The 23852-nt window shown below is 39.5% G+C and carries 19 protein-coding genes and 1 riboswitch; of the genes, 6 read left to right on the top strand and 13 right to left on the bottom strand.

Annotation, left to right across the window (positions count from 1 at the left end):
- Positions 1–37: 37 nt before the first annotated feature.
- From asnB to ACQV1I_RS11280, 3 genes are read right to left on the bottom strand one after another with little or no spacing between them, the layout of a single operon-like run.
- On the bottom strand, positions 38–1912 hold the full coding sequence (gene asnB, locus ACQV1I_RS11290) for an asparagine synthase (glutamine-hydrolyzing) (protein WP_116334399.1): 1875 nt from the start codon (positions 1910–1912) through the stop codon (positions 38–40).
- A gap of 16 nt (positions 1913–1928) precedes the next feature.
- Entirely contained in the window at positions 1929–2204 is a 276-nt protein-coding gene (locus ACQV1I_RS11285; protein ID WP_018673987.1) for an acyl carrier protein, read from the bottom strand.
- Positions 2205–2229: 25 nt separating this feature from the next.
- Entirely contained in the window at positions 2230–3696 is a 1467-nt protein-coding gene (locus ACQV1I_RS11280; protein WP_116334400.1) for a class I adenylate-forming enzyme family protein, read from the bottom strand.
- Positions 3697–4563: 867 nt separating this feature from the next.
- Between ACQV1I_RS11280 and ACQV1I_RS11275 the strand changes: the two genes are divergently transcribed.
- Entirely contained in the window at positions 4564–4812 is a 249-nt protein-coding gene (locus ACQV1I_RS11275) for an aspartyl-phosphate phosphatase Spo0E family protein (RefSeq protein WP_018673989.1), read from the top strand.
- 266 nt (positions 4813–5078) lie between these two features.
- On the opposite strand, the gene ACQV1I_RS11270 is transcribed toward ACQV1I_RS11275, so the two are convergent.
- Positions 5079–6503, bottom strand: a complete 1425-nt coding sequence (locus ACQV1I_RS11270) for a D-glucuronyl C5-epimerase family protein (protein ID WP_236645821.1) — start codon at positions 6501–6503, stop codon at positions 5079–5081.
- Positions 6504–6960: 457 nt separating this feature from the next.
- Between ACQV1I_RS11270 and ACQV1I_RS11265 the strand changes: the two genes are divergently transcribed.
- Positions 6961–7593 (top strand): nitroreductase family protein, encoded by a 633-nt coding sequence (locus ACQV1I_RS11265; RefSeq protein ID WP_116334402.1) that lies wholly within the window; start codon positions 6961–6963, stop codon positions 7591–7593.
- 225 nt (positions 7594–7818) lie between these two features.
- Here ACQV1I_RS11265 and tyrS read toward each other — a convergent pair whose 3' ends face one another.
- From tyrS to ACQV1I_RS11250, 3 genes are all read right to left on the bottom strand, one after another.
- Positions 7819–9102: a tyrosine--tRNA ligase gene (gene tyrS, locus ACQV1I_RS11260; protein ID WP_116334403.1), complete on the bottom strand. Its 1284-nt coding sequence runs from the start codon at positions 9100–9102 to the stop codon at positions 7819–7821.
- A gap of 169 nt (positions 9103–9271) precedes the next feature.
- Positions 9272–9952 (bottom strand): response regulator, encoded by a 681-nt coding sequence (locus tag ACQV1I_RS11255; RefSeq protein WP_018673993.1) that lies wholly within the window; start codon positions 9950–9952, stop codon positions 9272–9274.
- A 2-nt stretch (positions 9953–9954) separates the two neighbouring features.
- Positions 9955–11553 (bottom strand): ATP-binding protein, encoded by a 1599-nt coding sequence (locus tag ACQV1I_RS11250; RefSeq protein WP_094701694.1) that lies wholly within the window; start codon positions 11551–11553, stop codon positions 9955–9957.
- Positions 11554–11632: 79 nt separating this feature from the next.
- On the opposite strand from ACQV1I_RS11250, the gene ACQV1I_RS11245 reads away from it, so the two are divergent.
- Positions 11633–12685: a DctP family TRAP transporter solute-binding subunit gene (locus ACQV1I_RS11245; protein ID WP_116334405.1), complete on the top strand. Its 1053-nt coding sequence runs from the start codon at positions 11633–11635 to the stop codon at positions 12683–12685.
- A gap of 4 nt (positions 12686–12689) precedes the next feature.
- On the opposite strand, the gene ACQV1I_RS11240 is transcribed toward ACQV1I_RS11245, so the two are convergent.
- On the bottom strand, positions 12690–13928 hold the full coding sequence (locus ACQV1I_RS11240; RefSeq protein ID WP_116334406.1) for a glutathionylspermidine synthase family protein: 1239 nt from the start codon (positions 13926–13928) through the stop codon (positions 12690–12692).
- 65 nt (positions 13929–13993) lie between these two features.
- Between ACQV1I_RS11240 and ACQV1I_RS11235 the strand changes: the two genes are divergently transcribed.
- Complete coding sequence (locus ACQV1I_RS11235; protein WP_094701697.1) at positions 13994–14443, top strand: hypothetical protein; 450 nt, start codon at positions 13994–13996, stop codon at positions 14441–14443.
- Between the two features lie 106 nt (positions 14444–14549).
- On the opposite strand, the gene ACQV1I_RS11230 is transcribed toward ACQV1I_RS11235, so the two are convergent.
- Positions 14550–14948 carry a DUF350 domain-containing protein gene (locus ACQV1I_RS11230; protein WP_094701698.1) on the bottom strand — a complete coding sequence of 133 codons (399 nt, stop codon included), beginning with the start codon at positions 14946–14948 and terminating at the stop codon, positions 14550–14552.
- Between the two features lie 65 nt (positions 14949–15013).
- Complete coding sequence (locus ACQV1I_RS11225) at positions 15014–15343, bottom strand: hypothetical protein (protein WP_116334407.1); 330 nt, start codon at positions 15341–15343, stop codon at positions 15014–15016.
- Positions 15344–16035: 692 nt separating this feature from the next.
- On the opposite strand from ACQV1I_RS11225, the gene ACQV1I_RS11220 reads away from it, so the two are divergent.
- A complete protein-coding gene (locus ACQV1I_RS11220) occupies positions 16036–17286 on the top strand; it encodes a dicarboxylate/amino acid:cation symporter (RefSeq protein ID WP_116334408.1) in 1251 nt (416 codons plus the stop codon).
- 130 nt (positions 17287–17416) lie between these two features.
- On the opposite strand, the gene ACQV1I_RS11215 is transcribed toward ACQV1I_RS11220, so the two are convergent.
- The 3 genes from ACQV1I_RS11215 to ACQV1I_RS11205 all read right to left on the bottom strand — a co-directional run bounded on the left by ACQV1I_RS11215 (position 17417) and on the right by ACQV1I_RS11205 (position 21431).
- Entirely contained in the window at positions 17417–18724 is a 1308-nt protein-coding gene (locus tag ACQV1I_RS11215; protein WP_116334453.1) for a D-arabinono-1,4-lactone oxidase, read from the bottom strand.
- Positions 18721–19941 (bottom strand): amino acid deaminase/aldolase, encoded by a 1221-nt coding sequence (locus ACQV1I_RS11210; RefSeq protein ID WP_328208404.1) that lies wholly within the window; start codon positions 19939–19941, stop codon positions 18721–18723. The genes ACQV1I_RS11215 and ACQV1I_RS11210 overlap by 4 nt, the downstream gene beginning before the upstream one ends.
- A 200-nt stretch (positions 19942–20141) precedes the next feature.
- Positions 20142–21431, bottom strand: a complete 1290-nt coding sequence (locus ACQV1I_RS11205) for an NCS2 family permease (protein WP_094701702.1) — start codon at positions 21429–21431, stop codon at positions 20142–20144.
- A gap of 716 nt (positions 21432–22147) precedes the next feature.
- A riboswitch (SAM riboswitch) is annotated at positions 22148–22255 on the top strand.
- A gap of 137 nt (positions 22256–22392) precedes the next feature.
- Between ACQV1I_RS11205 and ACQV1I_RS11200 the strand changes: the two genes are divergently transcribed.
- The gene (locus ACQV1I_RS11200; RefSeq protein ID WP_094702720.1) at positions 22393–23691 is read left to right on the top strand and encodes a homocysteine synthase; all 1299 of its coding nucleotides are present in this window, start codon (positions 22393–22395) and stop codon (positions 23689–23691) included.
- Positions 23692–23852: the final 161 nt, after the last annotated feature.

Here is a 23852-nt window from a genome sequence, read left to right as displayed (position 1 = left end):
CGTTTTATCTGCACAATGTATGCTGGCTTCTCCTATATTACATAAAGCCGTGTAGATTCCTGTTAGTGGATTTTACCGTAATTCTATATTCGCTTAGCCACATATTTACCTGTATAAAGTACTCCATTAGCTTAAGTAACAAGCCTTGACTAGAGTGCATTTTTCCTTGAAGGAGTGAGGAACTGCCATCTACAACATGCATCAATTTCTTTTTATCCAGTAAATCATGAATTGGTGCATTTGAATTAGACATCATCTCTTGAAAGATAGACTGAACACCTGCGAAATAGACTGGGTCTTGTGTAGATGGATAAGCACTCTTTCTACGAAGTCGTACTTCTTCTGGTATATAACCTTGGAAGGCTTGACGCAGTATACCTTTTTCGATATTCCCAATGGTCTTCATCTCAAATGGGATATTAAATGCATACTCCACTAATCGATAATCACAAAATGGAACACGTACTTCAAAGCCTGCATACATACTTGCGCGATCCTTACGCTCCAATAAACCGATTAAAAATCGAGTGATGAATAAATAAGACATTCTACGTTGACGCATCTGTGTCATCGTTTCATTTTCAAGCAAAGGTACTTCCCTTGTTGCTTCAGCATATCTCATTGCCGCATAATCGTTTGGTTGAATGCTTTCTATTACATCCTGCTGTAATAAAGAAGCAAATTTATCCCATGTGTTAATCAGCCATGGATATCTACTAGAATCCAAATACTCTTCTTGGTGAAACCATGGATATCCACTAAATATTTCGTCTGCTGATTCACCTGAAATAGCTACCGTAGCATCCTGCTTCATCTCTTTACACAATAAATGTAAGGATGTTTCCATATCGCCATACCCAGGTAAATCACGCATACGCATTGGAATAAGTAAATTTTCAAGCAGCTGTTCAGAGGTAAGTGTTATAACATGGTGCTTCGTTCCCACATGCTCAGACAGCATTTTTGCATACGGTGCATCTAAACTAGGACGAGCTCCATCTGCTACAAAATCTTGATCACTCCCTACAAAGTCGACGGAGTATGTAGACAACTGTTGACCTTTATCAAAAAATTGACGCCCTGCAATCGAAACTAAACCGCTTGAATCCAAACCACCCGATAGCATGGATACAACCGGAACATCAGCAATTAATTGGCGTTTTACTGTATCTTCTAACAAGTGCGTAATATGTTCAGCCGTTTCTTCAGCCGTTTCAGTATGTGATCTACTCTGGAGCTGCCAATAGCGGGTCTCTCTTGTTCTTTCTTTTGTAAACAGTATCGAATGAGCTGGCTTTACTTCAAAAATATTTGTGAAAATCCCATTGCCCGGCGTACGTATTCCTCCAAGAGCAATTAGTTCGGATAATCCTTGAAAATCAACTTCCCGTTTCACATCTGGGTGAGCAAGGATTGCCTTTATTTCCGAGCCAAACAAAATCGAACTTCCTTGTTGATAATAAAATAAAGGCTTAACCCCTAAATGATCTCGTGCTAAAAACAAACTTTGCTTCATTCGGTCCCAAATCGCAAAGGCAAAAATACCATTCAGATGCTTAACACAGTCTTCTGACCATTCCATATAAGCGTGAAGTAATACTTCCGTGTCAGAATTTGTTTTAAATTGATGGCCTCGTTCTATTAATTCACGACGTAGTTCAAGATAATTATAAATTTCTCCATTATAAGTCATGGCATATAATCGATCAGACTCGTGATAGATAAAGGGTTGAACACCACCTTCAGGGTCAATAACAATTAAACGTCGGTGCGCCAAAGCTACGTGCTCCGTAATCCAATATCCTTCAGCATCCGGTCCTCGATGACGAATAGAATCAGACATCCGCTGTAAAATAGGTTTTTGATTCAACAAGTTATGTTCCCAATCGATCCAGCCTGTTATCCCGCACATGTTCAAGGACTCCTCTTTATCTTTTTTTGGACTGAATATAAGCCACTACCTTATGAATTGTCCGTACTAATTCTGAGCTAAGCTCTTCATCTGCTATCTGAATATCAAATCGTTTTTCAATTTGTACCAACAACTCCATAATAACAATGGAGTCTAAATTATATTGTTTGATAATATCTAAATCGTCTGGAATACTATTAGGATCAATCTCTTGACCATAATGTGATTTTATAATTTCCGCCAGATCATTTTTAATAACTAGTCCGTAGTCTGCTGAATTTGTAGTTCCCATCTTGTTCTCCCCTTCTTTGATTAAGCTATCTCACTTCTTTTCGACGTACCTTACCCGCCGCCGTTTTAGGTAAATCCTCTCTAAATTCGATTCTTCTTGGCACTTTGAAATCAGATAGTTTTTCACGACAATATTCTAGTAGCTCTACTTCCGTAATCTGATTTTTAGCTACTACATAGGCTACCGCCATTTCCCCACGGATAGGATCATGTTCGCCAACCACTACTGCATCTGCTATTGCTGGGTGCTGACTAAGCACTTCCTCAATTTCATACGGATTAACTTTTTTACCATTCACATTTATCGTAATATTTAGACGACCAACTATATGTAGCTCACCCTCTTCACTTAGATAGGCCAAATCTCCGGTTCGCCACCACCCATCTTGCACTACATATCCACTTTCATCCGAATCTCCCTTGCGTAAGTACCCTTTAGCAAGTGACTCGCTTTTTATGAGTAGTTCATAGACTGTTTTTCCATCAAATTCAAATGGGTTTGTATCATCAAGCTTTACCTGTACTCCATCAATAGGAGTGCCTACGCTAGTAGACTCTCTAGAAGAGAAACGATTTTGTTGAATGGACACGACACCTGCTTCTGAGGACCCGTATATGTTTTGAATGAATAGATTCAATTTTTTCTTACAGGATAAAAGCAGCTCATCTGATAATGGTGAAGTTGCTGATAAAGCAATCCTAATTTGATCAAGTGGCTTATCAACATGTTCAACCAGCATTTTATAGTGGGCTGGAACAGCCATTAGTATGTTACAAGCTTGCTTGTATATTTTCTTTTCCAAACTAGACGGCAAAACATATGCCCCAGTAAAAGATACAGATGCCCCACATAAGAAAGGAACAAAACACCCACAAATTGTGCCATAAATATGATATGTGGGTGCTGCGCATAAGATACGATCTTCAGGGACAATCCCAAGGGTTTGACCTATCCGTTTCCCATCAGACATAAGGCTCTCCATTGGTTTAACCACTGCAGACGGTAGCTTAGTTGAACCCGATGTTAAAAACACAAGATTACTTTGATTTGTTGTTGGTTTTAGATATTCGCTCCAACACGTCGCATACTTTCCTATATTTCCTATCGAGAAGACATGCTCAAAGCAGGAAAGCTCGTACCATTCCTTGTATTCAAGCGAATCTATTGACTTACTATTTATTTCACGTAATACATACTGAGTCTTATACATCGTCATGATCTTTTGCATTTCCTCTTCTTTCAATAGAGGATCAACTAACATGACGGAAATATTTAGATGGCTTGCAGCTACTATCGCGGCCCAAATAACCTCACTTTTTTGAAGAACAATTGCTAAAGGCGTTTCTGCATGTAAGCCAAACTTTTGAAAAATTTGCATCAAATGATCCGCTTCACTTACTACAGCCTGATAAGGAATTTCTTCCGTTTCTTTAATAATGGCTGTTAACCGAGGGTTGTGTTCAATTAGTTGCTTCAAATGTTTATAAATCATGAGGATCACCTGCTTTCAAATCTAAATACTATTCACTCTAATGCAAATGAGTGTAACAGCCACAATTTTCATGAAACCTTGGTTCATACTTATTTTATCCTGATTGATAAAATGTTAATTTTTACTTCAATTTCTATTTGCAAACTAACGTTACCATAAAATTACATGCTAGTAAATATAAATAAATCCATATAATGAAACACCAATATTAGCACCAAAGGAAAGGTACAGACCGCCCTTACTCTTATTATTGTATGGCACTTTCATTTTCCATATAATAGGAAATCCGATGTGTCTGCCCCCGCTATCTACCTCTACAAACATCCCAAAAAATACATTCGTAAGTAATTCGTAAGTAATTCGTAAAACTTTGACAGGATAACAACATATTTTTCCGACATTCTTACTTTATAAGCTGAAAACGAAGTAGAAAAAAGCAGAATTACCTATACTCTCGACATTTTCTCATTTCGGACTTTCGGTCTTCTCTTCATATTGTAAAAAAAAGGGCCTGTTTTTTTATTTACTTTTTTAGAATATTAACACCAATTAACTAGAGCTACATGGGAAAGCAAGGGTAACCAGGAGCCACATTCTGGTTTACCTGTGTAATAATCAGATAAAATTGGGTACTTTCGGATTGCAAACTAAATCGTATCAAGTTTTCATTTTTTAACTTTTTTATCTTAAATAAATGTTATTTGAAATAATAATATTAACAATGAACATCTGTAGAATTATGTCTGAAAGAAACCAGACGATGACTGTCGAAGGCTGTAAAACGTTTCTAATTACCGAATAAGCCATTTTCCTTTGATACGCTAGATATAGTAAGAGTAAGAAAAAGATGAGAGGAGAAAAAATTTGATGGAACCAAAACAGCTAAAAATTCGGACAGATATCCCTGAACCTGTAGAGGATGAAATCGAGCTACAAAAAGTAATTAATCAATTAAAAAATGAGTTGGTTCAACTAGTTTCAGAAAAGGGTAGCTTTTTAGATCACTCGGTTATTCACCTAAGTCAAACTCTCGATACCTACATCCTGCAGATGCAAAAAAGAAAAATTCACTCAAACCCATTTTTCTCACCCAGCCTCCTTTGGCAATATGCTTAATAAGTAACAAAACTCTATTCTCTAAAAAATGAACTAGCTGCCCATGATAGATGGAGGAAAAAATGAACAAACACACGAAACACTGACGAAGTGCTCCTCATTTGGTCATCATCCCCAAATAAGCATTTCGTCTTTTATTTGTTAGAACAAAAAAATACAAAAAAAAAGCAAGAGCCTACGCCCTTGCTTCGCACCATATTTTTCAGTTTTCATTCCGCTTCTCACAACGCTATTCATGATTCCTACGCTTACCTTACAGATGCTTATTATTTTCTATAGCCTGTTACATTATTTGCATCCATCCATTGTTTTTTCATCTGCATCAGATAAGCTAAATCTGGATCTTCCCAACCTTGTATAATTAGAAGAACCCTTTGAACGACAACTAGGTCATTATACGTTAAGTATGGGTAATCTTTGAGCCCCATCGTACCATCTGGCATATACGCATAATGTAAGTTAGAATCTGGCATGACCCAAGCATCCCTCGTCAGTTTAATCCCCCATAGCATTTTCTCTGCAAGTTCTTTGAAGCGATCATCTTTAGTCTGGATATATAGCTCATACAAATAATTTATCTCTTGTAATTGATGGTTCAAGGAGGTATGAGTTATTTGATGTGGCTTTTCATGAGAATAATCACTTACCAATATGCCTACTTGACCATCTCGCTCAATCTGGAAATGATTTTGCTTACTATGCTGTAAGAAAAACTCTGCATACCGCATACTTGCTTGTAAAAAGCGTTCATCATGATAAGACTGGTACGCTTTTAGTAATAAAAATGCAATATCAGTATTAAATCGTGTGTCATAAAATCCGGCATCGATTTGGTAATCATCCCATAACCATGTTGATTTAGGAGCTGTCGGCCAGTACCCCTTAGCATTTTGATTTGGCAAAATTGTGTGGAGCATCATCCAGCCAAGATCCTGTGCTGCCCTACTTCCTTCCGTAATCACAAAAGAGGTAGCAAAATAGTTATCTGGATTACGCCAGAAATAATTGGGTCCTGTTGGAACATATGTAGTTGGTGTCCGGTCATAAAAACCATCCCAGCTCCAGCGTAGACGGTCTTCAAAATCAATACTTCGCCAGATTAGCTCCATATTTGGTGTATTCCAGTCAATTAATGGTTGAAAAGATTCCAATGCCCAAACTTCTCCATACATATGAGATTCAACAGGCATTTCAATACTCACGTTGTAACCGCCATATGTCTTTTTCGCAATTATCTTAATTTGATTCATATTTTTAGGTACAACCTCGATGGAATTATGTGTCCTAGGTATATAAATGTGCGGTTTACTTAAAATGATTGAATACTGATCTGTCATAATATACCCGGTATGTACAGGTAAGTTTCCCTGTAAAGCTGTTTTCGTCCATTTGGGTACGGCCCCATTGCTTGCAAGATAGCGGAATTCTCCGCGCGTTCCGGGAATAAACAAGGAAATCTTTTGCTTGGTTTGCTTTGCGCCTGGTTTAGATTGTATTCGTTCGATCCAATAACGATCTTGGTTGGGGAACATTATTTGTTTTTTCTGTAAATTATACTGATTCGTACGCTGTTCTGTATAGGTTGCGTGTAAGCCTTGCTGTTGATCTACCCCTTTTACATGATGAGACGGGGCTAAACATGTAAGTAGAAGCATACCAGAAAGCGCCTGTATCCATTTTTTCTTTGTCAACAAACGTTCACCTCAATCTCCCCTCAATTTAGAGCAATGTTTCTTCTTTTCTTTGAGTACATATAAGCATTATCCATCCTACCCGAATCTAAGCTATACATCATGTAAATACTTGTCACCAATCACTTGCCTGTTCCCCTAATTACTAGACGTTACAAATCACACTTTGTTATTCTATTTTTAAAAAATCTAACTTTTGTCTTACTGATTTTTCATCTACCTATATGATAAACAGGACTTTTTTCCTATTATTATTTCTTAGCACAAAATAATTATTGAAAGCTTTTTAATTGATTGAGTCATATCGTAACATTTACTTTATATACTTTACGGTTACAATATAACCAGTAGATGAATAAACAATCAAAAAACATCCGAAGCACACTATATTATTGTAAGTAACTTCGATTTATGTTACAGTTATCCTACTTTATTTAATGATTGGAGAGATTTTCCTATGAATACTGCAACATTTGAAACACTTGTTGAGGTAATGAAAGCACGTCATAGTGTTCGCAAATACGAAACTGGTGTGGAAATTCCCCGTTCCGAGCTTAATGAAATTCTGGAACTAGCTGCATCCGCTCCTTCCTCTTGGAACCTGCAACATTGGCGTTTCCTAGTGGTTACAAATCAAGAGAGAAAAGAAAAGTTGCTCCCACTTGCTTATAATCAACAACAAGTAGTAGATGCTTCTGCGGTCATTATCGTTCTAGGTGATGTTAAAGCAGATCTAGCTGTTCGCGATATCTACGGAAAAGCTCTACAGGATGGTTTAATCAACCAACAAGTGTTTGATATCATGGTTAACCAAGTAGAAGGCGCTTATGCAAGCAACGCTGAGATTGGTATGAAGGAAGCTATTTTGAATGCCTCTCTTGCTTCCATGCAATTAATGCTTGCAGCAAAAGCAAAAGGCTATGATACATGCCCAATGGGTGGAATTGATCGTGATGGTATTGTGAAAGAATGCAACATTCCAGAGCGCTATTACCCGGTCATGATGCTTACACTGGGAAAAGCCAGCACTCCTGCCCATCCTACTGGTCGCTTGCCTCTTAGTGAAGTCGTTATTAATGAAAGCTTTTAAGTTATAGAACAAATCAAAGGCCTGGAAAGAGAAACTACTCTGACCAAGCCTTTTTTCTGGTGTAAAAATGAGCACGGGATGTACCTACATTTTTACAAAGTAAATGCTATAGTACGTAGAATATTGATTTTAATCTAACTTTTACTCATTTTAAGAAAGGGCTGTTGTCATAATCGACAACAGCCCTACGCTTGCCCTCAGGTAAGGAGGTCTAGAAAGCAGTTTCTATCCTTTGTATTCAACGAGGTAGTAGTTTTTCTTACCGCGGCGAATGACCAAGTATTGACTGCCCAGACGCTCGATATCAGCTAGTTTAGTTTCTAAATCTGTGAAGCGAACATCATTTACCGTAATGGCATTGTTGTTCAGATATTCGCGAGATTCACGTTTAGATTTAGCTGCGCCTACTTGGACAAGTACATCTACCATTGTTAGCTCTCCATCCTCTAGAGTAGTAGATGGCACATCGCTAAAGCTATCAGCAATTTCAGCTGGGGTTAGCTCTTTTAGTCCCCCGTTAAACAAAGAAACAGAGATTTCTTCCGCACGTTTCATTGCTGCTTCCCCATGAACCAAACTGGTTACTTCACGAGCCAAGGTACGTTGTGCTTCACGTTTTTCTGGTTCAGTAGCTACAGCATTTTCTAACGCATTCAACTCTTCCATGCTTAGGAACGTAAAGTATTTTAAGAACTTCACAACATCACGATCATCAGTATTCAACCAGAATTGATAGAATTTATATGGAGAGGTCTTGCTAGCATCTAACCATACTGCTCCACCTGCTGTTTTACCAAATTTGGTACCATCGCTCTTAAGAACCAATGGGAGCGTCAAACCAAATACTTTTTTAGCTTCCGTCTGATTTTCATCATCCTGGTTCGCACGTCGAATGAATTCTGTACCAGCTGTGATATTTCCCCACTGGTCACTACCACCCATTTGCAATTCACAATTATGAGTTTGGTTTAATTTCCAGAAATCGTACGCTTGCATAATCATATAGCTAAACTCAGTGAAAGAGATTCCGTTTTCCAAACGCGCACTTACAGAATCCTTTGCGAGCATATAATTAATCGAAAAATGTTTCCCAATATCACGTAGGAATTCAATTAGAGTCAGCTGCCCTAACCAATCATAGTTGTTAGCCATGATCGCTGGATTACCATCACGATCAAAATCTAAAAAACGTTCTAATTGGCTTTTTAGTTTGTCAGAATAGCCTTTTACAACCTCTTCTGTGTTCAATGAACGCTCTGTAGAACGACCGCTCGGATCACCAATCATACCTGTGCCCCCACCTACAAGGGCTATTGGTTGATGACCTGCCTGTTGAAAACGGCGTAAGGTGAGAATGGGAAGTAGGTGCCCAATATGTAAGCTATCAGCAGTTGGGTCAAAGCCCGTATACAGTGTGAGCTTACCTTGTTGAAGACGCTTTGTGAGCTCTTCTTTATCTGTTGATTGGTAGATCAGCCCTCTGCTTTCCAGCTCTTGAATAATATCCATTGCTACCTAATTCTCCTTTGCAATAAATTGTGTAATTTGTATATCATAGCATAAGTTCGCACATATTTTTATATTGTACCAAAAAAAATATTCTCTAGCGATAATGACTCCATATAATTGTGTTTGACTACAGGAATACAAGATACAAGCTTTTGTCCACTCATGCTTCCTATTTCTTAATTAAATAGCGATTAACAGGTCTGCCAACCCCACCATATTGCACATCACGTTCCACCATTTGTATACGTTCTAAATGCTCGAGGTAACGCCTTGCTGTGACACGTGCAAGGCCAACATGCTCCGCTACCTCCTCAGCTGACATGGACTGCTTTTGCTCAACCATGAATTGTTTAATTTGTTGCATTGTAAGCGTATTTAAGCCTTTTGGTAATTCTTGCTGCTGATGCTCCTGTCTAGTGGTTTGCCCAAATAGAAGTGAATCTAGTTCCGATTGCGACATTGTGGATTGTTCGCCTGTCTGTTTCGCATATTTACGAAAATTATCCAGCGCTTGCTTTATACGTTCAAATTTAAACGGTTTCATAATATAGTCAAATGCACCATGGCGAATCATGGTCTGGATGGTCTCCATGTCTTTAGCGGCAGTAATTACGATTATCTCTACTGGATTATCGCCACTTCGCAATTGTTTTATCGTCTCTATACCATTTTGGGAAGGCATGAAAATATCCATGATAGCCAAATCTGGCTGTAGCTCTTTAATCATGGAAAGTCCTTCTGATCCATTAGAAGCTACCCCTATAACCGTAAATCCCTCTACTTGCTGGATAAATAGGCGATGCAATTCCTGAACCATGGGATCGTCCTCGATAATAATGACTCGAAACATACTTACTTTTCTCCTTTCATAGGAAGCTGAATCAAAAAGGTAGTTCCATATCCCGGTGCAGAGTCAATTGAAATGTCGCCGCGCCCTTTTGTGACTAGTGTTTTTACCAAATATAGTCCTAATCCCTGATTGTGCTCAAATTTGGTAGTAAATCCTCGTTCAAACACACGGGCTTGGGTACTCTCATCCATTCCAAATCCATTGTCTTCTACCATTAAAGATAGGCTCTCCTCGTCTTGGTGTAAGCTGATAAATAAATTCTTGTCTCCCCTCTCTGACATGGCTAAAGCATCAAAAGCATTTTCTACTAGATTGCCGATGATCAGCACAAAATCATGGTGATCCATCCTGTTTGGAAAAGCATAGAATCTACTTTGACGATCGATTTCCACCTGTATGCCCAACTCTTTACCACGCCCCACTTTACTAAGTAATAATCCTGAGAGATTATCATCATAAATATTTTCAGTTAGGAAGCTACTAAGCTCCTCATGTTTTTCTGAAACATCAAAAACGTATTGCAAAGCTTTATCTGCTTGATTTAGTTGGAGCAATCCTGCAATGGTATGCATTTTATTTCGATGCTCATGATTTTGTACCCGCAAGGCTTCTACAAACGCTTTTACCCCTGTTAGTTCTTCAGCAATTTTGGCAAACTCTGTTCGATCCTGAAAGATAGCCAGTGCACCTACCGTTTTGTTATTCACTTTAATCGGAACACGATTGGACCAAATGATGGCATGTTGCATTTGCAATTCCTGATTATAGATGGGTTGATCCAAGCGTAAAATTTCCGGTAGTCTGGAATCAGGGATTACATCATTAATTTTTTTACCAATGACATCACCCGTAACTTGAAAGATTCGTTTGGCGTGTTCATTAAAAATGGTAATGGTTAAAGCGTTATCAATTGCAATGACACCTTCATGCATGGCTTGAAAGGTTGCAGTGCGTTCAATTAGTAACCGGGCAATCTCCTGAGGTTCCAGATTTAACAACTGCTTTTTCATATGACGAGCCAACTGCCATGAGCCCATCACGCCAAACAAGAGAGATAGAAACAATGTAATGGTGATACTCTCCTTTTGATTCGCAAGCATTTCATATAAGGTAGGTAGTATATGCCCTGTCATAACAACACCAATCTGACGGTGCTCCGCATTCATAATTGGTACGTAAGCACGTAAAGCCATCCCTAGTTCCCCTTTTACCTTATGGACAAAAGTATGTTCAGCAAAGGCTGGCCCCGCCTCTTTCCCGGTAAATACTGTGCCAATTCGCTCTTCCCTAACATCAGACAAACGAATTCGATTCATCGATAACACAACGATATAACTTACATCATTTACAATCTGAATACGTTTAGTCGTTGATTGAATCGATTTCCAACCATCTGATTTTACTATATTTTCTCCAATCGCAGGTATTTCGGCTACGGTACGCGCCGTAACCAATAACCGTTGGCCTAACTCTGACTCTATCTCCATTGACATTTTTCCGATAATAATAATTCCCCCAATTAAGAGAGAAAATAGTACAATACCAAAGGAGAGAATCGTAATTTTCCAATGAAGTTGCAAGTTTTTGAGCAGAATCTTCACAATCCTTCCGCTATCATCTTTATTTTTCTATTTTGAAATAGATTGATAGATTCTTCAACTAGGAAAGCAGGTGAATTTCTTGAAATCATTGATTGGCATTTTTTCATTTATCATGATCGGACTTTTAACAGCCCTGTTTATTGGCTTTGGTACGGAGTTGACCCCCGAGCCAAAACCTCTTGACGAGGAACAAAGCGGATTAAAACATCGAGTTGTCATAAAATTTAGTCATGTAGTTGCAGAAAATACACCAAAAGGCTTGGCCGCTGAGAAATTTGCCCAATTAGTCAAGGAGAAAACGAACGATCAAGTTGAGGTACAAGTATTTCCAAATGGAATTCTCTATACAGACAAGGATGAGTTCCAAGCTTTAGCCAGGGGTGAGATTCAGATGATCGCTCCAGCATTTTCTAATCTCTCCAATGTGATACCACAATGGCTTGCTTTGGATTTACCGTTCGCTTACCCCGATCAGAATTCCATTCATCAAGTCTTTGACGGAGAGATTGGTCGTCTCCTTTTTCAAACACTAGAGCCAAAAAACATGCGTGGTCTGGCCTTTTGGAGTAATGGCTTTAAACAAATCAGTAGTAATCAACATCCCTTGCTGCGTCCTGCTGATTTTGCTGGACATACCTTTCGTATTCTACCTAGTAAAGCCCTTGAGAGCCAATTTAAACTTTTAGGGGCCAAAACCATAGCAATGCCCTTTACAGAGGTTTACCGCAGTATTGAATCGGGTTACGTAAATGGACAAGAAAATACGATTTCTAACATTTTTACTAAGCATCTGGATCAAGTTCAGCCTTATATTACAATCAGTAACCATGGATATTTGGGTTATGCAGTCATTGTAAATAAAGACTTTTGGGAGGAGCTTGACCCACATACCCGAGAGCTGTTAACAGAAGCTTTAGCAGAAACAACAGCGTGGAATCGACAGCGAGCGATTGAGATGAACAGACAACAATTAGCTTTATTGCGCCGAAAAAAGTCCGTTTTTATTCAAACCCTGACACCTGCACAAAAAGAAGCTTGGATTGCTACACTACAGCCCATTTACAAACAATTTGAGGCAACGATCGGTAAGGATCTCATGCAAAAAATAGCGGATTTGAAGATACAAAAATAAGTTCTCATCGCTGGTATCCACATGGTAGAAAATACGCCATGTTATCTGTAATAGGTCCACCTAACCGATACCCAAAAGCAGAAGCCTGACCATTGATAAGAAAGCTCCCCACCATGAGATGTCCCTTAACGACTTTTTCAACGGTCTGAACATAAGTAGTCGGAAGTGGTACATATCGCTGATAAACAGACAAGTAATCGGTATATGACTTGTTGATGTCTTCATGGAGAATGGCATCACCCTTAATAATTTGCACGGTATCCCCCTCTCTTCCAAAGGCAGGCTTTCGAACATAGGCTGTCCCCTGTTCTTGGAAAAGATCGGGTTCTAAATAAGTAGGTAAAAAGTGCTCGGCAATCCAAGCATGTTCCTCACTTGAATAAAAAGGGTGCTGCTCCTCATGTAGACCCCAAATGACAGCCTGAATCGCTTTACTTTGCAACAAAAAAGCTGAGATTGGATTAAGCATAGCCAACCTGCGACGTGCTACTAATTCAAGTAGCATCTCTCCCACGGGATCTTTGGTATTCGGATCATAATCAGCTAACATTTGCTCAATGGGGTACGTTTGACGGTATAAAAGATCAATACGTTTACCACCCGCATCATATAACCCCTCTCCATCGACGATTTGTAGCTCATGAAGGGGTATGTAGCAGCTCGGTACCTGTGCCAATTCACGTAAATATTCGACTGTATACCGATCTTCCTGGTTATCTGCATGTGAGGTAAACACGATATGAGGCGAGTCTACATTGTTTGGCACTATACTTTGTAAACTAATAAAAATAGCAGCTTGAACAGCTTGTTGAAGCCTTTTTTCTTCCCCTTCATTGGGGTTTTTATAACCAAATTCCTTACATATCCGATCATTTACAAAGAATAACTCCTTCAAAAATGTGGGCGTATCACTGTTGATTTCGAGGACAACATACCGATCATCGACCTGTACGAGATCTAACCTTGCAATGACACTCTCCAAATTGGTTTGACGAATTCGCAAAAAACGTAATGAGCTAGCGGGAAAACCTAAAGAAAGCAATAGATCATCATCAATTTGACGCAATAACCCTGCTGTTTTAAAAAATAAATGTCCTACTCGAGTGGTAGTTGTTCGAATGGTAGACGCTTCTTGTTCTGTCACCGGATGCACGTCGTATAAGCTATACTCTTGCCCATAGAGATCTGCCCAATAATGTGGGATCTTCTGATAAAATTGCTTTCTTTTCTCTTTATGATTCATGTAGGAGAGTCGCATCCTTTTCTATAGTAAAAGCGTATGTCATAATCAATCTATCAGATGAAAGGGTGATTTATATCCATACGTGTACGTGTTATATCAAACAAAAGGACGAGCAGTTTACGGCCTTTGCCGAATACCATTCTACAGAAATTGGAGAGGATGGTATTTTAGCTCGTCACTTATGCCACTATCTAATTAAAGATGGGAAACAATATCAGCTTCTGTCCAATGAAATGGAAGAAAATAGAGAAATCCTCATTTATGAATATCAAGGAAGTGCAGAATGTTTTCACGACGAGCTGTTTAACAGTAATAAAGGAGTTCTTATTGAGTTTCGGAGACTGCTAGCCGCTGGCGATACAGAGCTTCTAAGCCACTTGATTGTCCCCCATCATATGGATGTGGTGCGTTATTTATTGAAGGATTATATCCATATAGCCGAGCTAGGACATTTCGAGGTGGATTCTACAGAAATTGATGAAGATCGTGGTGTCTACGTTATTTATGTGGTGTAACATTTAGAATCGTTTTGACGCTTTCCCACCTTTTTTTATTCTGGGCAATTCATCACCCGGGAAAGCGCAAAAGCTGATTCGCTTCGACATCATTTTTCGTATCAGCCTAATAGGTCAAGCATTGCCCTATTATCCAGCCAATTGATATCGACACCATCATTAAAAGTATTCCGACAGCGGTATTATTCTTTTCAATTGCTTCCCGAATGCTAAATCGAATCGTAATGAGTTCAGCTAGAAAAAAGAAAATAATTTGAGCTACAATTCCAACTCCGCTCCAAATCACCATATCGACCAAAGATACAGAGTTGGCCACAGCAGAACCAAGCACAAAAGCAAGACCAAGCATTTTTCCACCAAGGGTCATTGCTGCTGCCTGATTATTATTCGCAATTAATTGAAACTCTTTTACCTTTGTTGTGCTGACAACAAATAAAACCAACCCAAGCAGCATCATGGCAAAAGCAGTACCAGCATAAATCAAAAAATTTATGATCAAAGACATGTTACATCACTCCTGTATGTTATATCTTTATGATTGTTCTACAACAACTATCTCTACAATTAGCTTCAGCCACCCGAAGAATGAGAACCGCTACCAAATCCGCTTCGAGAAGAGCTTTTAAAGCTGGAGCTATTTCTGTAGCTTTTATATGATTTACTATCGTAGAGCTGGTTTTTATTACTGTAATACGCTCCTGCATGATAGTAGCTACCATGATAGGACGAGCTCCTATCTGAACATTTGTATACATCGTCATCCCCGTCATAATCCCATGCGCCACAGTTCCGATCCTCTGGTACCGGTGGTTGAGACTCGGAGGAGGAACATCCTGCTACACCCATCGACATGAGAGCGATGGCTGCCACTTTGGAAACCACTTTTTTTGTTTGATTCATGGTGATCCTCCTAATTCTTCCTTTTACTGCTTTCTGGTGTTTTACTATTACCCTCCCGAATGAAAATCTACCGCTAAAAGCCCGTTGCGTACTACTAGCTAAGCTTTTGTCTCCAAATCCGTTACTTCCTGAGAAGGAAGAAGAATTGCTTCGAAATCTCGAACTGTTTTTATCCTTATAAAAATTGATTATTGCAATAAAGCTGACGCATAGAACATGCCTCCATACATCAGTTGATTATAATCGGAGGAGGAGTTGTCTGTACAGCCATAAACTTCCTGTATATCCGTAAATTACAAATATTCGTATTTTGTATCTTCTGAAATGCTCAAATCTCCATTTTCACCCTCAAACGGGTATCTTGAAAGGCAAAAACTAGTTTCGGACTCAGCATCTGAGTTTGATTCATCTTATTTCCCCCTCATTAATTCCATCCAACTACCTTAAAAATCATACCAAAAAGCACCTTTCCAAATCAAACGCTACAACCTCAAGGTCTGCCATTCTCTAAGTAGTTAAAAAATCACACGCCAACTAGCTCTCTTCCGTTATAACTCTAAATTAGTCATGATTGTTCAAGACCAAAAAAACCAAAAAGAACAATAAGACCATATTCTTTTATAACTTTCTAAAAACTCTTACAATAATCTCAGATAAGTAAAGCGCTTACAAACAAAGGAAGTGAACTATCCATGAAAATATTGAAAAATTTAACGTTTCAGGTTATCACAGGGGTTATTTTAGGAATTATTGTTGGTTTTATCTTCCCCGAATTTGGAGCTAAGCTAAAGGTACTAGCAGATGTCTTTATTAAAATGATCAAAATGGTGATTCCACCAATTGTATTCTTCACAATCGTTCATGGTATCGCTGGTATGGGTGACATGAAAAAGGTAGGTAAAATAGGCGGAAAAGCCTTGCTCTACTTTGAAATCGTAACAACATTAGCATTAACAATCGGAATTTGTGTCGTTAACGTAATAAAACCAGGTGTAGGTATTGATACATCGAAAGCTGCTAGTACAGATATTTCCAAGTACACTTCATCTGCATCGGAAAGTAGTAGTTTTCTGGACTTCCTTGTTAATATCGTGCCAGACAATGTAGTAGGTGCAATGGCAAAAGGTGAATTACTTCCTATTTTGTTCTTTGCTGTCCTGTTTGGTATTTCACTAACGGCAATGGGGTCGCAGGCGAAGCCCGTTCTACAATTATTTGAGAAGCTGGCCCAAGGATTCTTCGGGGTTGTTAACATGATCATGCGTCTCTCCCCAATCGCAGCTTTTGGAGCGATGGCCTACACTATCGGTAATTTCGGAATCAAATCATTGATTAATTTAGGTCTTCTGATGAGCTCTGTTTATCTTACTATGTTTTGTTTTATCATTGTAGTATTAGGTCTTATCGCAAGAGCTTATAAATTTAACATCTTCTCTTTTATCCGTTACATTAAGGAAGAAATTTTATTGGTTGTTGGTACTTCGTCTTCTGAATCTGCCCTACCTGGCATGATGCGTAAGCTTGAAGCTTATGGCTGCTCCAAGTCAGTAGTAGGCTTGGTTGTCCCAACTGGTTATTCCTTTAACCTAGATGGAACCTCCATATACTTGTCAATGGGTGCCATCTTCATTGCTCAAGCTTATGGAATTGATTTAACAATTTGGCAAGAAATTACCTTATTAGCTGTGCTCATGCTCACTTCAAAAGGTGCCGCTGGAGTTACCGGTTCAGGTTTGATTACACTTGCTGCCACATTGGCTGCTTTCCCGATGATCCCAGTTGAAGGAATCGCATTATTGATCGGTGTAGACCGCTTCATGTCTGAAGCCCGTGCTGTCACTAATCTAATTGGTAACGGTGTTGCTACTGTAGTAGTTTCCAAATCGGAAAAAGAATTCCATCCAATGGTGACTACAAATTCAGAATCTACTATCGCCTCGTAATACGATTGTTCAAACCTAGAGAATATATCCTATGATTCACTTTCAAATCAAAAAGCGTTCTCGCCTGTACAGGATAGAGAACGCTTTTTGCTACGGAGTCAGAAGGAATGTCACATCATCATCCTAATTACTATACTCCAAACAACCGTGACAAGTACGGATTAAGAAACAATCCATTCGGGTCCATCTGTTTTTGAATAGCTTTAAACTGATTCCACATGGGAAACCGTTCTTGTAAATCAGCAGTTGTTAATTCATGCAATTTCCCCCAATGTGGTCTTCCATCATATTTAAGAAAAATACGTTCCATTGCTTGAAAATAAGCCTTGTATGGCATTCCTTTGTACATATGCACCGCAATATACGCAGAATCTCGTTTGTAAGCCGGGCTGAGCCAGATATCATCTCCTTTTACATACCTGCATTCAATAGGAAAATGGACAGCAAAACGATGCTCTTGTAAGCATTCTCTGATCTCTTCCATCACCTCTTTCATTTTATCAGCAGGTACACTATACTCCATCTCACTAAATCGAACCCAGCGTGGTGTAGCAAACAGTTTATGACTAGCGCCCACTTCTTCAATATCAGGAACCGCTTTTGCAGAAAGTTTACTTATCGGGACACACAAATGCGGAAATAAACGACACCCCTCCGATAAAAACCAGAATAGGCCATTTTCAATACCAATTTTTTTAAACTGATTCCAAAAACTATTTTTAGAAGCCGGTTCTTGAGTGATTTGCATAAATTTTGCTTGTACCACATTCGTATGAACAAACCAGTAAAATTCGAAATGACGATGGCTATCAGTAAAGGTTGTCAAATTATTTAAACAATCGTTTAAATTCATTCGCTTACTTTTATAATGAATGTTGTATGCAGGTAGCACACGTAGCCTTACTTTGACAATGATCCCTAGTAATCCAAGAGAGACTTGCAACGCACGAAAAAGTTCAGGATGATATGTTTCGGAGCATTCCAGTATATCGCCCTGAGCCGTTACTACAGTTAAACCGACTACTTGCGTAGAAACACTCCCGAACTGAATACCAGTCCCATGTGTTCCAGTACTAATCGCTCCCCCAATGGACTGGGCATTAATGTCTCCTAAATTCTCTTGCGAATAGCCTCGTTCGTACAGTGATTCCCCCAAAAGCTTGAGTTTTGTCCCTGCCCAAACGGTGGCTGTTTGCTCCTCATCATCGATTGTTATCACACCCTGTAAATCATCCAATGATAAAAGAATTTGATCTGTTTCAACAAGTGCAGTAAAAGAATGCCCAGACCCGACTACACGAATTGTTTTCCCCTGTTGACTAGCTTCTTTTACAACTTGTACCACTTCCTCTAAGCTGGATGGATAAACCACTTGTTGTGGTGTACTAGTAACTAACCCTGCCCAATTCTTCCATGATTGCATTGCCACTGCTCTCATAGAAAACACCTGCCCTCTCCCCGATACGTTATTGCTTCTCCTATCCTTTTCCCTTCGCGCAGCAAATGGAGAGTTGGAAAGCGTTCACATAATTCTCCTGCCTTACTATGCCGAAAAAAGATAGGATCTCCGATTGTAAGCTTTTGTACCCCTTCAAAACGTACAGGTGTTTGCACCTCTCCTGCTCCTTCTAAAAGTAATAACTTAGCTTGTGGTGGTAAGTAAGGAAGGGGGAGCTTTTCTTTCCCTACGGCCCCAGAGGCCACATACCCTCCCCCCATACAAGTATAGATATTGGGCTTAGGCTGTCGCACAATCTCAATAGCAAATCCAGCCGCTGGTTGTAAATGAAATTCTCTGTAGTAGTCAAATAGGGCAGGAGCGTAAAAACCAGAACCTACCGTTATTTCTGTCACTGCGTCTTCGTGGCAAGTGGAGGTCATACTTCCGGTACCGCCTCCATTATGAAAGCGAATCGAAATATTACGTCGCTGCAACTCGTCATGTACACGGGTCCGCTTTTCACTGATAGAGCGAATCGAACGTTTTTTTAGATAAGAGATGAAACCATTTTTGATACCTTGCCTAGGCATGTTATCACCAACTCCAGCAATTTGAGCTTCATAACTCATCATTCCATCCAAGACAATCCAAGGGCTGGTTACAATTCTTTCAACCAGCTGTATCACTTGCTCGAACGTACGCAAAGGAGATCGATACACACCAAAATGCAGGCTAAAAAAAGAGTCAGAGGCATCCATATCCACACAAAGCAACAAGGTGGTATGTAATTGTTTTGCCACCTCTTCCACCAAACAAACATGCTCCAAGGAGTCAACCATTAGAGTAATTTGTGCACCTTGCTGTACAGCTCGTGTAATCCGGAGTAACGAAGATTTGTCCACCACAGGATAACCAAGTAACAAATCATTAAACCCGTTCTCCCACAAAAACAATGCTTCTGAAGCGGTAAAACACATGATTCCTTGGATCAAAGGGTCATAATCCAAAATATAGCGTAGCATAGGGATAGAACGAATTGACTTACTGGCAATTCGAATACGTTTCACATTGCTCCTAGCTACAATTGCGGCAATATTTTGATCCAATAAATCAAGATCAATATAGGCATATGGCATAGATATGTTAGCGAAAGCGTTTCGGTAATGTAGATATCTACTTGTCGTCTCGTACAGAAATCTCACTTCCTTTATCATTTATATGAAAATGTATTTCTATTCAGTATATTCAACTGCTAAAAGATCTAAAACTAGTGGACTAAAGAAACGAAAAAGGTTTGATTTTTCTTGAGCTCCATAGACTATCCTTCCATTACTCCAATCATCAGCTACACTTTTCTGCCCCAACATACAAAAAGCAGCCATCCTCTCAAAAGAGAAAATGACTGCCTTTTACCTTAATGAAGCTGTAGCGCTAGCAATACAAAATATAGGAAAAACATAAGCGAGATGATCAAAAGAGGCAAAGGAATTTCTTTTCTTCTGCCCATCGCCAGTTTAACAATTGGATACGCCATAAATCCGAAAGCAATTCCATCCGCTATACTCGCTGTAAATGGAATCAGCACAATGATCAAGAACGCTGGCAAGCCTTCTGACATGTCAGTGAACTTGATTTGATTGACGCTTTGCATCATTAGGCTACCAACTAGAATTAAGATGGGAGCAATCGCCGTATCCGGCACGTAACGAATGACAGGAATGCAGAAGATCGAGATCAAGAATAGAATCCCTACCGTAATGGCTGTAATTCCTGTTTTCCCACCAGCAGCAATTCCTGCAGAGCTTTCGGCTGAAGATACGGTTGGACTCGTACCAAACAATCCGGATAGCATAGCTGAAATTGAATTTGCTTGGAAAGTCCGAGCAAATTTACTTTCTGGAACCATGCTGTGCAAAAGCCCCATATTTTCAAAAACAATGACCATCGTTAATGGAAACACAGCCAACCAAAATCCAGTGGTGACTATGCCATCAAACGAAAGGGCTCCGAAGACAGTTAGGTAAGTTGAGAAGGAGAAATCGTTCCCCTGACTGGTACCACCTACTGTCCCAAGTGCAATAGCAATCAGCGTATTAATAATGATACTGATTAAAAAGCTTCCTTTTACATTGCGTAAAAATAGCACGACGGCAATTACCAAGCTGACTAATCCCAGTACTACCTTGGTATCCCCTAAATCACCTAGAGCAATAAACGTAGATGGATTAGGTACGATTAAGCCGCCTTTTTGCAAACCAATAAAGGTAAGAAACAACCCGATTCCAACCGTCATTCCTTCTTTTAGAGACAGTGGGATGCTCTTCGCTAAGATTTTGGCAACTGGAGTAAAAGCAATCACGATAAACAAAACACCTGACATAAATACAACTGCCAAAGCGCTATCCCATGACAATCCCATAGATTTAACGATCGTGTAAGAGAAAAACGCATTAATGCCCATACCAGGAACAAGTGCTACAGGTGCATTCGCCCAAAAACCCATGATCAAGCATCCAATGAAGGAGATTAGGATCGTGGCTACAATACCTGCTTCCAATGGAATACCTGCATCCGATAGGATCATCGAATTAACGGCAATAATGTAGACAGCGGTGAAAAACGTGGTTAAACCAGCCAAAATTTCGTTGCGAACCGTTGTTTGATGACCTTTTACATCAAATCTTTTACGAAAAAATGAGTACAAAATAGGTTCCCTTCTTTAAGCAAAACAACCCCTCGGCCCACCCGTGCCAATTTACCCTAAAAATCTGGGCAAGACACCTTTCCCTATAGTAGCAAAAAGAGCGAAAAAGAGTAAATAGGAAAATGTAAAAATGTGCACGAAGGTGAAGGAATTGATGCTTATTTTATGTGTAATTGAAAAACATATCTCGCTCATGTTATAAAAATTTCCATTTCCCTACCCCTCAGAGACAGATACTCCCTTTAGCATTTGTTGTTCACCCTTATAAAACCCACACTTTTATCTCCCTAGCTTTTCTTTTTCTAAATTATCGTCTTTCTCTATTCATGTATCCATCCAAGACGGACAAGGTCAGACTTTCGACTACTTACTTTCATAAAGGATTTATATGATGTATGCATGTTTTCACCTTTTTACAGCTATATAACCCATTTCAACCCCCAAAAAGCAAGCTACGATACGATTTATACATTACATTATGTATAATTATACTTATTTGTATTTTTATACATCCTTATTCACTTCTTGTATAATACAAGTAAAACCTCTTTATTCCGATATCCACCTTATTATTTTGATGTTTAATCAAGATAAAACCATACCGATTATAATGTTTACTATTAATAAAAAACCGAATTTGTTCTATTCTTTTTTCAGAATGTACAAAATTTTATTGACTTATCACTTTGAGCTTCTTACAATAAAACAAACTTTCATTTTCATCAAGAGTGGTGGAGGGACTGGCCCGACGAAGCCCGGCAACCGGAACGTAGTGTTCTAGGTGCTAAATCCTGCAGAATCCGAAAGGTTCTGAGAGATGAATGTATGCGAATTTGTAAACGCAGCCTTCCTCTACTCAGAGGAGGGCTTTTTGTTGTAGGAGCCTACCTTCTCTGCCTGTACTGCAAACCTTTTTACCCAAAGAATCACCGTACTTTACATTGAAAAGGAGTGGTTTTTAATGTCAAATCTACATTGGAAAAGAGAAACGCTAGCCCTTCACGGAGGTCAAGAGGCAGACCCGACTACTGGAGCTCTCGCAGTCCCCATCTATCAAACATCATCCTATGAGTTTCGCGATACCAGCCATGCCGCCAATCTATTTTCGTTGCAGGAGCCTGGGAACATATACACCCGCATCATGAATCCTACACAGGATGTTTTTGAGAAGCGTGTTGCTCTCTTAGAAGGTGGTATCGGTGCATTGGCTACTGCATCTGGTCAAGCCGCCATTACATTTGCCCTGTTAAATATCGTTCAAGCTGGTGATGAAATCATCTCTTCGAACAGTTTATATGGAGGAACCTACAACCTATTTGCCCACACATTTGCTAAGCTAGGTATTACGGTTCATTTTGTTGATCAATCCAACCCAGATCATTTCCGTTCAAAGATTACGGACAAAACCAAAGCCTTCTTCTGCGAAACGATTGGTAATCCCCAGATGCACGTTGCTGATCTATCCGCCATTGCTACCATAGCTCATGAATATGGCTTACCTCTTCTGGTTGACAATACCTTTGCCTCCCCTATCTTGTGCCGACCTATTGAACACGGAGCAGATATCGTTATTCATTCTGCTACCAAATTCATTGGTGGTCACGGCACATCTATCGGGGGAATTATTGTCGACTCCGGTAATTTTGATTGGAGTAATGGCAAATTCCCTGGGCTTTCTACGCCAGACCCTACCTACAATGGAATCGTTTATACAGAGGCTGTTGGCAATGCTGCTTATATAGTAAAAGCTCGTGTACAGCTACAGCGAGATGTGGGAGCTACCTTATCTCCTTTTAACTCCTTTTTATTCTTACAAGGCTTAGAAACTCTCCATTTACGTATGGAACGGCATAGTCAAAATGCTCTTGCTGTCGCTCAATATTTAGAAAAACATACCGATGTCGAGTGGGTTAGCTATCCAGGACTTGCTAGCTCCCCTACCTACGAACTTAATCAGCACTATTTACCAGATGGTCATGGAGCTCTTTTGACCTTTGGAATCAAAGGCGGAGTAGAAGCTGGCAAAAAATTAATTGAATCTGTTCAGTTGTTCTCTCATTTGGCTAATGTAGGAGACTCCAAATCATTGATCATTCATCCAGCTAGTACCACACATCTACAACTCTCTCTGGAAGAACAAGCTAAGGCGGGTGTGACTCCTGGGATGATCCGTCTTTCCGTAGGTACAGAATCAATTGATGATATCTTGCACGATTTAGAGCAGGCAATTCAAAAAGCTGTGGAAACGGTACAAGTATAAGCTTGTTTACAAGGTCCAGCACAATTGAAAGGTAAAACCCAAAGGTCACAATACTGAAAAAACCCTTCTAAAGCTTTGTTATTCAAAGACATCTCTGCTCTTTTCTTCATGCAAAAAGGCGTGCTTCCCTGTTGAGAGCTGCACGCCTTTTTCTATATGTA

Origin of the sequence: Brevibacillus sp. JB24b, from assembly GCF_051713385.1 — a bacterium.
Classification (GTDB): domain Bacteria; phylum Bacillota; class Bacilli; order Brevibacillales; family Brevibacillaceae; genus Brevibacillus_B; species Brevibacillus_B laterosporus.
Note: the sequence above shows the minus strand (reverse complement) of the source record. Positions and strands in the feature narration are given on the sequence as shown.

Excerpts from the sequence above, each read along its gene's own strand:
- asnB (WP_116334399.1), bottom strand. The coding sequence starts at position 1,912 with ATGTGCGGGATAACAGGCTGGATCGATTGGGAACATAACTTGTTGAAT.
- tyrS (WP_116334403.1), bottom strand. The coding sequence starts at position 9,102 with ATGGATATTATTCAAGAGCTGGAAAGCAGAGGGCTGATCTACCAATCA.
- ACQV1I_RS11225 (WP_116334407.1), bottom strand. The coding sequence starts at position 15,343 with ATGAATCAAACAAAAAAAGTGGTTTCCAAAGTGGCAGCCATCGCTCTC.
- ACQV1I_RS11265 (WP_116334402.1), top strand. The coding sequence starts at position 6,961 with ATGAATACTGCAACATTTGAAACACTTGTTGAGGTAATGAAAGCACGT.
- ACQV1I_RS11275 (WP_018673989.1), top strand. The coding sequence starts at position 4,564 with ATGGAACCAAAACAGCTAAAAATTCGGACAGATATCCCTGAACCTGTA.
- ACQV1I_RS11240 (WP_116334406.1), bottom strand. The coding sequence starts at position 13,928 with ATGAATCATAAAGAGAAAAGAAAGCAATTTTATCAGAAGATCCCACAT.
- ACQV1I_RS11230 (WP_094701698.1), bottom strand. The coding sequence starts at position 14,948 with ATGTCTTTGATCATAAATTTTTTGATTTATGCTGGTACTGCTTTTGCC.
- ACQV1I_RS11280 (WP_116334400.1), bottom strand. The coding sequence starts at position 3,696 with ATGATTTATAAACATTTGAAGCAACTAATTGAACACAACCCTCGGTTA.
- ACQV1I_RS11215 (WP_116334453.1), bottom strand. The coding sequence starts at position 18,724 with ATGAGAGCAGTGGCAATGCAATCATGGAAGAATTGGGCAGGGTTAGTT.
- ACQV1I_RS11210 (WP_328208404.1), bottom strand. The coding sequence starts at position 19,941 with ATGATAAAGGAAGTGAGATTTCTGTACGAGACGACAAGTAGATATCTA.
- ACQV1I_RS11200 (WP_094702720.1), top strand. The coding sequence starts at position 22,393 with ATGTCAAATCTACATTGGAAAAGAGAAACGCTAGCCCTTCACGGAGGT.
- ACQV1I_RS11220 (WP_116334408.1), top strand. The coding sequence starts at position 16,036 with ATGAAAATATTGAAAAATTTAACGTTTCAGGTTATCACAGGGGTTATT.
- ACQV1I_RS11255 (WP_018673993.1), bottom strand. The coding sequence starts at position 9,952 with ATGTTTCGAGTCATTATTATCGAGGACGATCCCATGGTTCAGGAATTG.
- ACQV1I_RS11285 (WP_018673987.1), bottom strand. The coding sequence starts at position 2,204 with ATGGGAACTACAAATTCAGCAGACTACGGACTAGTTATTAAAAATGAT.